Origin of the sequence: uncultured Spongiibacter sp., from assembly GCF_964011655.1 — a bacterium.
Classification (GTDB): domain Bacteria; phylum Pseudomonadota; class Gammaproteobacteria; order Pseudomonadales; family Spongiibacteraceae; genus Spongiibacter; species Spongiibacter marinus.
In genome coordinates, this window is the sequence record NZ_CAXGPO010000033.1 from 24156 (window position 1) to 35500 (window position 11345).

The following is an 11345-nucleotide window of genomic DNA, read 5'->3' on the forward strand; positions in this document are numbered from 1 at the left end:
CGGTGCGCCGACCATCATACGCAATATTGGCCGCTACAGCTCGTCCTCAGACGGCGCTAAACCATTGCCGCGATAGCTTTGCTCGCTGTCACCAATGCGAACCAGACTGTCGTGCAAATATGACAAATGCGGGTGACCACCAAACAGCGTTACCAGTGCCTGAGTGTTGTTGTTCAGGTAGTACTCCATCCACGCCAGCGAGTAATTCGCGGCAATTTCGCGGCCCCAGGTTGAGGTGGGCAGCAAGGGATAATTGGTGTGCTGGGCGTGACTGGCTGCCTCGGCAACAATAAAGGCGCGGTCACTGCTCAGGCTGTCGTAGAGCGGACGCACCACGGCGGGGTTTACAAAGGGCAGTGGCGCAATGGGGCCATCGTGATCGCCGGTTTGGATCATCACCGGTATCGGGCTGGCGGTGACCGACTCGAATACTGGCGCCGCTGCCACAACCGCGCGAACGCGAACCGGGTTGGGCTCGGCGGCATCGGCAGCCTCTTGTTCCTGCACGCGCAGCGCCGCAGCCGCACCCATGCTATGGCCAATCACGCCCAGCCGGTCGGCATCCAGTGCAGCCGCCACGGGGGAGTCCTCAAACAAATAGCGAATGGCATCTTGGGCATCGTGCAGGTTGTTGTCCGGGTCGGACTCGCCGGCATCATCCGAGCGGCCCTGGCCGCTGAAGTCGAAGGCGAACACCACATAGCCATTGTCGGCGAACAGGCGGTGCCACCAGCGGTACATTGCAGTGTTGGTATTTAAGCCCTGCAGGGCGACAATCACTGGAAACGGCCCCTGCGTAGGCGGCACCAAACCCTGTTTGGGCAGCACGATTTCGCCGTGCAGGCGAGTGCCATAGCGGTTATTAAATTCCACCGGCACCAACGCCACATTGGGGTTTTCGTAAGGGTGACCGTACCAGTGATAGGCGTGCTCAATGCGCGAGCCATCCTGCCCCTGTGCCAGGGTTGATCGCACCATGTGCTCGACAATCACCGGGTCGCTAATATCGTTGATGGTGTAGCCAAAGGCCACGGGGTCGAACAGGCGGGCGGCCACATCGCGCGGCAGGGCCGCTGACAGCAGCGACAAATTGGTGATCAGTGGCGCCAATTCCTCCGGCGCAGCCGGGGGGTCTTCACCGGGCTGCGAGGCCGGCCACTGCCTTAAGCTGCTGCCTGAGCCTGCACTAGCGCTATTACTGCTACTGCTGCCACCGCAGGCTACAAGGGAAAGAATGAGTAAAGGAACAACCAAGCCACGAAGAAGCTGTTTTTTCCAACACCCGAGTTGGAAACACGTGTTGACAATACGGTAACCGGAGACGCTCATAGAAACTGCCAAGAAATGCACATGAAATTACACACATTGTACACAACGCGGCGTAGTTATTGGGCATACCGAAAATGGAAAGCATCTGGCTGGCTTTCAATCAACATACAAAGCAGGGTAACTTCTCCCGACAGCGAAGGGCGGCATCAAGATAGCGCCCCATTTACACTGGCACTATCTAGGGTCGAAAAATACGTCTTTTAGATCAACGGTTTCATCCACTACCTTTAATGGATCCGCCGTTTTTCCCTCACTTAAAAATCGCTTGGCCAATAAGAATGCCTTAGGTTGGTTTATCGCATCCACAGCCAAAAGTGTATCGCCACTAAAATAGAAAGCAGCGAAGCTGCGACCACTTTTCGGATCACCACGTAAGACCACCTTGTCAAAACCAGCGCAAGATCCGGCAATCTGCAATTTTACATCGTATTGATCAGACCAAAACCACGGCAAGGCACGATATGGCTGATACTTACCACATATTGTCCTTGCAGCAACCCTGGCCTGATCATTGGCATTTTGCACCGACTCCAAACGCAGGGTGGTTTTATAGATCGGATTGTAATGGAGGGTACAATCACCCGCGGCAACGATATCCTCATCACTGGTTTGGGCAAACTCATCTACAACAATGCCATTGTCCACATCTAGTCCAGCCGCTTCTGCAAGCCCAGTCGCCGGCGAAACCCCTATACCAACCAATACCAGGTCGGCCGGAATGTAACTGCCATCGGCCAGGTGAACGCCGGTCACAGAGCCTTCTCCCGCGACTCTATCAATGGACACATCTGTGAGTACCCGAGTGCCCTCTTCGCGATGCACTCTGGCATAGAATTCGGAGATCTCTGGCGATGTCACTCTAGCCAGTACTCGCGGCAATGCCTCTAGTACTGTCACGTCCATGCCCAATGCCCTTAACGACGCTGCAGCCTCAAGGCCAATATAGCCACCACCGATAACGACCGCTGACCGCCCCTTGCCAATGTACTTACGAATTTCATGAACATCTTGAAGGTCACGCAGATAACACACTCCCGGCAAATGAATGCCTGGAAGTTTAATTCTCCGTACGCTGGCACCGGTAGTTAAGGCCAGCTTGCTGTATGACAGCTCACGCCCGCCTTCGAGAGCTATTTTTTTATCCACGCGGTCAATTTTTAGTACACGCGCCCCAAGCACCACGTCAATGTCAGCCTTCTTATAAAAATCGGCTGGACGAATTAATATTTCGCTATCCTCTTTTTCACCATTCAAAGCACTCTTTGAAAGTGGCGGCCGATGATACGGCAGGGATTCTTCGGCACTAATAAGAGCTATTTTGCCAGACCAACCTTCCTGCCTTAGTGACGCAGCCAGGGCCGCACCCGCGTGGCTACCGCCAATAATCAAGCAATTATCTACAGACATAGGTACCCCCAATTTAAAAGCGATTGCCGGGCTTAGAGAGCAACACAATGACTACCACATATATCAATGAGACAGCTCCTAATAACGCGGGAAAGAAAGCCAGTGCACCTGACAGCGATGCCGCACCCAGCGTGTTGCTTTGCAGTGTAAGGCCATGATTCGGGGCGAACATGCCAAATACATAGAAGCAAAAATTCCCCCAAATGGCGATTGAGCATCCTAAAAATATTTTTCGACTTGAATCGCCATCTACGCCCAACAATCTAACCGACGAGCCTATAGATATCGCCATTAATGCATTCATAAGCATTCCAGTATGAACCGTTCTCCAGCCCTCGGTCGTGCCAGGAATGTCAACGGGAATGTGTAAGGGAATCGGACTAAGCGAAACCCCACCTATCATTGAAAAAATTAGCGTAAACCCAGAAATTAACGCGACTAGCAGCGCCCAAAAACCCTGCCGAACCAGCCGGCAGCTGTAAAAATCAGTCATGCCAACATCTCATTATTTACGTTTATTCAAAAAAATAATTCATTGATAGAAATTACGTTGACCAGAGCATCGGGGGGCGACAGTAGCTCAATAATGAACAAGGGGTCAGCTGCCGGAAGCGACTCTCTAGCTGCAAGGTTTGGGTTTCCAAGGACTACCGCAACCAGTCCCTCGCTAATCCTCAGCGACTCATCAACACCTCTAATAACCGGTATGCCTCTGCCGTCAATAACAGGGAGGTCTTCCACCAAAACGAGGTCACTTAACACCGGGATATCGCGGCCAATAAACAATCCATCTACCTGGGACAAAACACCCACCGGTATTAAGGAGCCCAGCGAACCGCCACTGATGACGGGAATACCCATACTACTCGCAGAATTTGCTGAACTTAGTAAAAAAATTGTTATAAGCGTATAAATATAATTTTTTATTTTCATTTTTATGACCCTATTATCAAATCATAATAAATCGATTTTAGTAACGATATGTCATTTCTAAACCGTAGGTTGCCGGCGCGCCCTGTTGGTAATAATCGAACCCGAAACCAGCCTGCAGATTAATCGCGTAACTATCGTATTTAGTTTCAGTGATGTTTTTCCCCCAAATAGCAATAGTGTAGTCGTCATTGGAACTAAACCAGGTAAACCGCGCATTGTATATTGCGTAGGCATCCTGCTTTATATTTTCGTAGCCAATTTTGTCGTTGTAAGCGCTATACCATTGGTCGTCTTGGTAATTACCATTCAGATTCATGCTCAGGTAGCCAGCGTTATTGCTGAATATTTCCCAATCGATTGATACGTTTGCGCTGATCTTGGGTGCTGAAATCAACTCATTACCAGAGAGATCCACAACATCATCGTCATCGTTAACCGTTTGCACGTTTGATAGTTCCAGTTCGGTATATTCCGTCTCAAGAATTCCCATACCCAGCTGGACGGTAAGCGCTTCCGTTATCGCGAAAAACATTTCAGATTCAAAGCCAATGATCTTAGAACCACCCGCGTTTTCAAGAAAGTTAGACACCCCGACTACATTGATAAATTGTTGGTTGGTGTAGTCGTAGTAAAAGAACGCGCTATTGATGCGAGCGCGCCGATCCCAAAAGTCAGCTTTAATGCCTATTTCATAAGCATCCAGGAATTCAGGAGCGGCATAGGCGTCTTCAAATTCACGCTCTTCGTAATACACGCCAGCATTGAAGTTGCCCGCTCTGAAGCCTTTGCTATATGAGCCATATACCATCAGGGAATCATTCAGACGGTAGTCCATGCCTATTTTTCCAGTCCATTCTTTTTCGTGAGCACTCAGCGGGGTCGCTGACTCCTCGGTGTAGGGACCGTGGGTATAGCCAGTTTGTGCCGTTAGCAAAAGGTCATTCACACTTATTTTTCCGGCGAGGAGCTCTTGTATCAACACCCCAGGCTCAAAGGGACTTTGCCCCGCTACATTTGCTGGAATGAAGATATTATCAACACCCGTATTATTCCCTGGAACGTAGGTACCCCTGGGCGAGCCGTCATAGCCCACGCGTGAGATATTTAAATAGGGGAGGTCTATCTTGTCGTCGGTATAGCGTACGCCGAAATCGATACCAAAGTCTGCGGTGACGTTCCAACGCATCTGCGAATAGAGTGCAAAGCTCTCTTTCTCCGTTTCCATTTTTTGGTCGAGCGCACCAAAATCCAGTAGGTATGGATAGTAACCCCCAACCCCTGGGAAGGTAGCTGCTACACGCGTATCCGGCGGCGTTTCATACAATCGATAAACGTTGTTTAGCTGTTGATCTTCGAACTGGTAGTAAGCGCCCGCTATCAGATCAAAATCCTCTTTAAACGTCGTCGATATCCGTAGATCTTGGCTAAATGCCTGGGTAGCGACCGCCCAATCAATTTCGAGAAGCCCATCAGGACTACCATCTACATTTTGCTGTTGCGCATAATCATTGTCGGTGTAAGACGTAACCGAGGTAACCGTAAAGGCATCATGGATATAATCTATTTTATGCACGTACTGGTCTAAATTAACTACTAAAGCACCAGTGTAATTATCCTCAACCTCGTAATAGTCTAAGCCCCTCGCAGGCCGGGAGTAGCCGGTATTGTCTATATATCCATTGTTAGGCTGATCGTAGACACCGACCCCAGAAGTCTCTAACGCAGTCACCAATGCCGGATTATTTGCCAACCTGCCACGCGGTTCATTGCGACTGGGGCTACCCAAGGCGTCGTTTCTTGCCTTGGTATACTTGAAGACCATATTGATATGATCTGTCATATCATAGTTAAGTACTAGGCGCGCACCCTGGAAATCTTGCTGAGATAGATCTGGTCCGCCAAGCGCATTTTTATAGTAGCCGTCGCGACGCGAATAAGAGTAAGCAAGCCTCGCAGCCAGGGTATTTTCGACTAACGTACCCTCTACACCGTAATCGCCTTTATGGCTGTTGTAGTTCCCAACCCCCTGCTTAGCATCAAAGTGAAGACCATCGTCGATCTGCGGAGTTTTCGTAACAATATTGATAGCTCCACCGGTAGTATTCTTGCCGTACAGTGTTCCTTGAGGACCGCGCAATACCTCCAACCGAGCTACGTCAAAAAAACTCATCCCATGCGTATACACGGCGCCCATATATGCTTCGTCGTTATAAACACCTATTGGGCTTGCTTGGTTTGAGCTATAGTCCGACATGCTAACGCCGCGAACCGAAAAAATCGGCTGTACTTCTCCGTAAGGGCCACTAACTTGCATATTTGGCACCTGGGCCGATATGTCATTAGCACTGGAAAATCCAAATTTTTCCAGTTGATTCTCCGACATACCGGTAATTGCGATTGGTGTGTCTTGCGTGCTCTCAGATTTTTTCTGAGCTGTAACAATCACCTCCTCGAGCATAGGAGCAGCGACTGCTGTACTCCCAACACTAAGCAGACCAATACTAATAGCACTGCCTAGCAATAACTTCCGCGACTCCATTATTATTATCTCCCGCAACCTTAGATATTATGATTTATAGCCTCACGCAAGATACGCCTGTGCGTTTATGAATAGCCGCCATTAATATTCAAATCAGGTCAAGCTATTGCCCGTCGCCAAAGGTAGATACACGATAACTACCAAAGCGGGCATCACCGCCATATCGGTAAATCACAATCCTCTGGACTCTTTAACGCTCAGTGTTTATATTCATTTCCCGCCATCCGCAAAAAAATAGACACGATAATAATGACGACAGCAACGCTCCTCCCTATTGATGGTTCAACCTTCTCTATCTCCTTACTGGACTTAGGAGAAAATTTTTTTGAACACAGAAAAGTAGATGTAAAAAATTTATACGACCGCTGCGAGATCACAGCCGATCAGATTAGCCGTAGCGATAGCTATATTTCAGGCTGGCAACTACGCGAGATGCTCCGCAGCTGTCGAGACATCGCCATTCCGGGCCAACCACTTTCCGTCTTACTTTCGGAGTTTGCGCCGATAACGGTACCTGGCGGTATGTTTGGATTAGCATCCTTCACAGCCAAAACAGTGGATCAGGCACTGAAATTAATGGTTGACTACTCACATACCGTAATGCCCGCATATCACTTCGAAAGAATTGATAGCGGCGGAAAGTGCCACATAGTTATGCGTCCGGTCATCGATTTTGGTGATGTACAGCATTACTTAGATGAGGTTGTTGCAGGCTATTTTTTAAACCTACGATATTTTTGTAATTTGCCTTTGCCTGCCCCAAGAATTCATCTGACTCATTGCGTTGAAAATGATATTTCCCGGTATGAATATCATTTCAAAGCGACCTTTGCTTTCTCAAAGCGCATTATTGAGGTTATTTTCGACAACCATCATCTAATTCAACACCTTCACACCCATAACCAATCCACGTTTGAGCAGGTCTACGCTAGTTTAAAAACCGCTACCCCACCGTCCACGACGTCATTAGCCAGTAAAGTAAAAAACCTTCTTCGGCAACGACTCACCAAGGGCTTATCGATACATATCGCTCTTATTGCCGAACAAATGCATTATTCAGAGCGCACGCTCGCGCGCCATCTACAGAGCGAAAACACATCATTTCTTGAATTAAAAAAACAAGTTTCGATCGAACATGCGAAGTTTTTACTAGCCAGCACCGACGATCCAATTTGTAAAATATCGCACGCTTGTGGCTATAACAGCGACTCCAATTTTTCACGCGCCTTCAAAAATTTTACCGGCAAAACACCCAAGAGATTTCGTCAAGATCAATAGGCTTAAAACCGTTGATATTGCCTGCTCTCCTCCTTATATATTTCAAATATTTTATCCGTAGTCCAAATCGGCGCACAATTTTTCGTTCCATCCAGATAATTTCTCTCCTTGAGTTCCAACAGGCTGTGCATGCTGTCGTCTTATGAACAGGAATGGACTGAAAATGACAAGTCGTTCCAGCCTATATTTCTTTCGACAATATCAGCATTACCCAAAATAAGGAGAACGACGTTGATTGAACTCACTTTCATTGAACATAACGGCGAAGTACATAACGTACGCGCTGCACCTGGTACCAATCTGATGCAGGCTGCGCTGGATAACAACGTCCCAGGTATTGATGCTGATTGTGGTGGGAGCTGTGCCTGCGGCACATGCCACGTTTTCATCGATACTAGCTGGATGGACAAAGCCGGCAAGCCCAGCGAATCGGAGTGTGCAATGCTGGAAATGACCCCAGAAAAAAACGAAATGTCCAGGTTAGCTTGCCAAATAACTGTTGAGACGCCTTTAAACGGATTGGTTGTAAAACTTCCAGAATTTCAGATGTAGCTCATCAGGAGATAGTAATGGCAAATCAGCTAGACCCACAAAATAATACCTTGCCGGATGCGACCAGTATTCCCTTAGATAGAATCGATCTCAGCGATCCGCGTCTTTATTCACAACACAGGTGGCCGGAATACTTCCGGCGCGTTCGTGACGAAGACCCTGTGCACTTTCTAGAGGACAGTCCATTCGGTCCTTTTTGGTCTATTACTCGTTTTGAGGATATCGTTGCCGTAGACACCAATCATGAGGTTTTCTCTGCTGAACCTTTTATTATGATCGGTGACCCGGAGCCCGACCTCCCTCTAGAAAATTTTATTGCGATGGACCCGCCAAAACACGACGTTCAGCGCGCAGCGGTTCAACCGGTCGTGGCGCCGCGGAATTTAGCGGCAATGGAGGGCCTCATTCGCGAAAGAATCGGCGCGATCTTAGATAATCTGCCACTCAATGAAAGCTTTGACTGGGTATCTCGAGTTTCCGTCGAGCTAACCTCGCAAATGCTGGCAACGATTTTTGACTTTCCTTATGAAGATCGTCATAAGTTGCCGTATTGGTCTGATATTGCCACAGGCGCCCCCGAACTGTCGGGAGGCACCGCCGATAAAGAAGAGAGGAATGCGGCACTCCAAGATATGGCAGAAACGTTTTCGAAAATGTGGTTTCAGAAAGCGGCACTAAGAGAAGCCGGACATGAACCCACCTTCGATTTAATTAGCTTAATGGAAGCTAATGCCGACACCAGAGATATGATCAATCGCCCTGCTGAGTTTCTTGGCAATTTAGGCCTGTTAATCGTCGGCGGCAATGATACAACTCGCAATTCGATCACAGGTAGTGTTCTGGCCATGAACATGTTTCCAGGTGAGCTCGAGAAACTTAAGCATAATCCGGATCTAATCCCCAGCATGGTTTCCGAGATTATTCGTTGGCAGACCCCCTTGTCCTATATGCGCCGCATAGCTAAATCTGACTTCAAGCTCAATGGAAAATTGATCAAGAAAGGCGACAAGGTCGTTATGTGGTATATCTCCGGAAACCGCGATGAAAGAGTGATCGACAATCCTGATAAGGTAATTATTGATCGGCCTCGAGTGCGTCAACACCTATCATTTGGTATGGGAATTCATCGCTGCATGGGTAATCGGCTTGGCGAGATGCAGCTTCGAATTACCTGGGAAGAGATACTCAAGCGATTCGATAATATAGAAGTTCTTAAACAGCCAGAGAGAGTACATTCAAATTTTGTGAATGGTTATGTAAATATGCAAGTTAAAGTGATTCCTAAAGCCTCGTAATTATTATAACTAATCACCCTCCCCTTACGCCTCTATGTGATCGGATCTGGCACGCTTATTATCACACAGGATTTTTCCTGAGAGGCTTTTTTACTATTTTGGCCGATATTATGAATAAGTTCGATTATGACTATATTATCGTCGGTTCGGGTTTTGGTGGCAGTGTTAGCGCATATAGATTAAGCGAAAAAGGCTATAGTGTACTGGTCATCGAACAAGGAAAGCGGTGGACTCCTGAGAATTTACCGTCGACGAACTGGAAAATTTGGTCTTACCTTTGGCAACCAATACTAGGTTTGCACGGCTTTCTCCGGCTTCGTCTTTTTAAACATGTGATGGTCCTTCATGGCAATGCCGTAGGTGGAGGCTCTATCACCTATGCCCAAACTCTGCTTGTTCCCCCCGATTCAGTTTGGAATGATGGTGGCTGGTCGTCTCTTGATGATTGGCAGAATATCATGCCAGCGTACTATGCCATGGCCAAGAAAATGTTAGGCGTCACGCGCAATGAACGCGGAGCGGCGGCGGATGAAAAACTTCGGCAGATGGCAAAGGCGGCAAACGTAGAAGATAGCTTTTACTATACCGATGTTGGCGTTTTCTTCGGTGAAAAGCACGACGCACCTGGCACTGAATATAGCGACCCTTATTTTGGCGGCAAGGGGCCCTCTCGCAATTCCTGTATCGGTTGCGGTGGTTGTATGGTGGGCTGCCATTATAATGCGAAAAACAGCTTAGACAAAAACTACTTATACCTGGCTGAACATAATGGCGTTCAGTTGCTTCCTGAAACGCGTGTTGTGGATGTATCACCACTGGGCACTTCCGGTGACGGTGACGAGGGCTATCGTGTAAAGACGGTTAACAGCTTTGCTTTTTTTTCAAAAAAACCGAAATTCTATACTGCGCGATCGGTAATTTTTTCAGCCTCATCCCTAGGTACGCAGAGCTTGTTATTTGATCTTAAAGACAAGGGCTCGCTACCGAATATTTCCTCTGACCTAGGTAATCGCGTTCGTACTAACTCAGAATCAATATTAGGAGTTCGTTATCCCGGTACAGATGAGGACTTGTCAAAAGGTATCGCTATAGGTTCAGGTATCCACATAGATAAGAATACCCATATTGAAGCAGTTCGCTATCCCGACGGCTCCAACTTACTAAGCGGGCTTTTCACCGTAATGACTGGTGGCCGACCCGGTGTTGTGCGAATCCTATATTGGCTCAAGGCAATAATAAAACTACTATGCACCCAGCCTATCAGTGGCTTGCGAAGTCTACTTCCATGGCGATTTTCACGAGAGACCGTGATCTTTCTGGTTATGCAAACCATCGAAGGGCATATCAACATGCGCTGGAAACGTCGCTGGTATTGGCCCTTTTCTAAGAGCCTTAATAGTGAGGGTAAGCCTATCCCTACATTTATTCCGGAAGCCAATGATTTCACCGGCAAAGTCGCTCGGGCTACAGGCGGCATCGGACTAAGCTCATTATCGGAAATTGCATTTAACGTTCCTACGACCGCACATTGTATGGGCGGATGCGCCATGTCTGACTCACCCGAGACCGGCGTGATCGATGCAAAAAACCGCGTTTTTAATTATAAGAACCTCTACATCATCGACGGCTCTATGCTGTCCGCAAATCTTGGCGTTAATCCGAGTCTGACCATTACCGCTCTGGCAGAACGTGCCATGAGCTTCATTCCTAACAAAGTACAGCAGATTAAGACGTGAAATATTTTTATTTAACCAAAGCGAAAGCTAAGTTTATAAACGCAATGAATACGGTAGAGATTGCCCGACCTGCTCTTTTGGTTCGCAATGCTATCGCTGGCTAACCGGCCAATCATATAAAAGGGGCGGCCCAGGCCGCCCTTATCGCTCACCTCACAGGCCCAGCTCGCTCAAGCCCGGGTGATCATCCGGGCGACGGCCCAGCGGCCAGTGGAACTTGCGGTGACCTTTCCCCCGATTTTGGAACCATGACCAAGATGAGATTTCCAGTTAACC

9 protein-coding genes are annotated in these 11345 nt (G+C 48.1%); 4 read left to right on the forward strand and 5 right to left on the reverse strand.

What is annotated here, in order from left to right:
• Window positions 1-33 precede the first annotated feature (33 nt).
• The 5 genes from ABNS66_RS13040 to ABNS66_RS13060 all read right to left on the reverse strand — a co-directional run bounded on the left by ABNS66_RS13040 (window position 34) and on the right by ABNS66_RS13060 (window position 6208).
• A complete protein-coding gene (locus ABNS66_RS13040) occupies window positions 34-1329 on the reverse strand; it encodes an alpha/beta fold hydrolase (RefSeq protein WP_286838209.1) in 1296 nt (431 codons plus the stop codon).
• A 174-nt stretch (window positions 1330-1503) separates the two neighbouring features.
• A complete protein-coding gene (locus ABNS66_RS13045; RefSeq protein WP_286838211.1) occupies window positions 1504-2736 on the reverse strand; it encodes an FAD-dependent oxidoreductase in 1233 nt (410 codons plus the stop codon).
• A 13-nt stretch (window positions 2737-2749) separates the two neighbouring features.
• A complete protein-coding gene (locus ABNS66_RS13050) occupies window positions 2750-3229 on the reverse strand; it encodes a hypothetical protein (RefSeq protein ID WP_286838212.1) in 480 nt (159 codons plus the stop codon).
• 26 nt (window positions 3230-3255) lie between these two features.
• The gene (locus tag ABNS66_RS13055) at window positions 3256-3669 is read right to left on the reverse strand and encodes a hypothetical protein (protein WP_286838214.1); all 414 of its coding nucleotides are present in this window, start codon (window positions 3667-3669) and stop codon (window positions 3256-3258) included.
• 37 nt (window positions 3670-3706) lie between these two features.
• Window positions 3707-6208, reverse strand: a complete 2502-nt coding sequence (locus tag ABNS66_RS13060; RefSeq protein ID WP_286838215.1) for a TonB-dependent receptor — start codon at window positions 6206-6208, stop codon at window positions 3707-3709.
• A gap of 249 nt (window positions 6209-6457) precedes the next feature.
• Between ABNS66_RS13060 and ABNS66_RS13065 the strand changes: the two genes are divergently transcribed.
• From ABNS66_RS13065 to ABNS66_RS13080, 4 genes are all read left to right on the forward strand, one after another.
• Window positions 6458-7486 (forward strand): AraC family transcriptional regulator, encoded by a 1029-nt coding sequence (locus ABNS66_RS13065; RefSeq protein WP_286838217.1) that lies wholly within the window; start codon window positions 6458-6460, stop codon window positions 7484-7486.
• 231 nt (window positions 7487-7717) lie between these two features.
• Entirely contained in the window at window positions 7718-8038 is a 321-nt protein-coding gene (locus ABNS66_RS13070) for a 2Fe-2S iron-sulfur cluster-binding protein (RefSeq protein WP_027874990.1), read from the forward strand.
• Between the two features lie 17 nt (window positions 8039-8055).
• Window positions 8056-9333 (forward strand): cytochrome P450, encoded by a 1278-nt coding sequence (locus tag ABNS66_RS13075; protein ID WP_286838218.1) that lies wholly within the window; start codon window positions 8056-8058, stop codon window positions 9331-9333.
• A gap of 110 nt (window positions 9334-9443) precedes the next feature.
• Window positions 9444-11069, forward strand: a complete 1626-nt coding sequence (locus tag ABNS66_RS13080; RefSeq protein WP_286838219.1) for a GMC family oxidoreductase — start codon at window positions 9444-9446, stop codon at window positions 11067-11069.
• The last annotated feature ends 276 nt before the right edge of the window (window positions 11070-11345 follow it).

Excerpts from the sequence above, each read along its gene's own strand:
- ABNS66_RS13040 (WP_286838209.1), bottom strand. The coding sequence starts at position 1,329 with ATGAGCGTCTCCGGTTACCGTATTGTCAACACGTGTTTCCAACTCGGG.
- ABNS66_RS13045 (WP_286838211.1), bottom strand. The coding sequence starts at position 2,736 with ATGTCTGTAGATAATTGCTTGATTATTGGCGGTAGCCACGCGGGTGCG.
- ABNS66_RS13050 (WP_286838212.1), bottom strand. The coding sequence starts at position 3,229 with ATGACTGATTTTTACAGCTGCCGGCTGGTTCGGCAGGGTTTTTGGGCG.
- ABNS66_RS13055 (WP_286838214.1), bottom strand. The coding sequence starts at position 3,669 with ATGAAAATAAAAAATTATATTTATACGCTTATAACAATTTTTTTACTA.
- ABNS66_RS13060 (WP_286838215.1), bottom strand. The coding sequence starts at position 6,208 with ATGGAGTCGCGGAAGTTATTGCTAGGCAGTGCTATTAGTATTGGTCTG.
- ABNS66_RS13065 (WP_286838217.1), top strand. The coding sequence starts at position 6,458 with ATGACGACAGCAACGCTCCTCCCTATTGATGGTTCAACCTTCTCTATC.
- ABNS66_RS13075 (WP_286838218.1), top strand. The coding sequence starts at position 8,056 with ATGGCAAATCAGCTAGACCCACAAAATAATACCTTGCCGGATGCGACC.
- ABNS66_RS13080 (WP_286838219.1), top strand. The coding sequence starts at position 9,444 with ATGAATAAGTTCGATTATGACTATATTATCGTCGGTTCGGGTTTTGGT.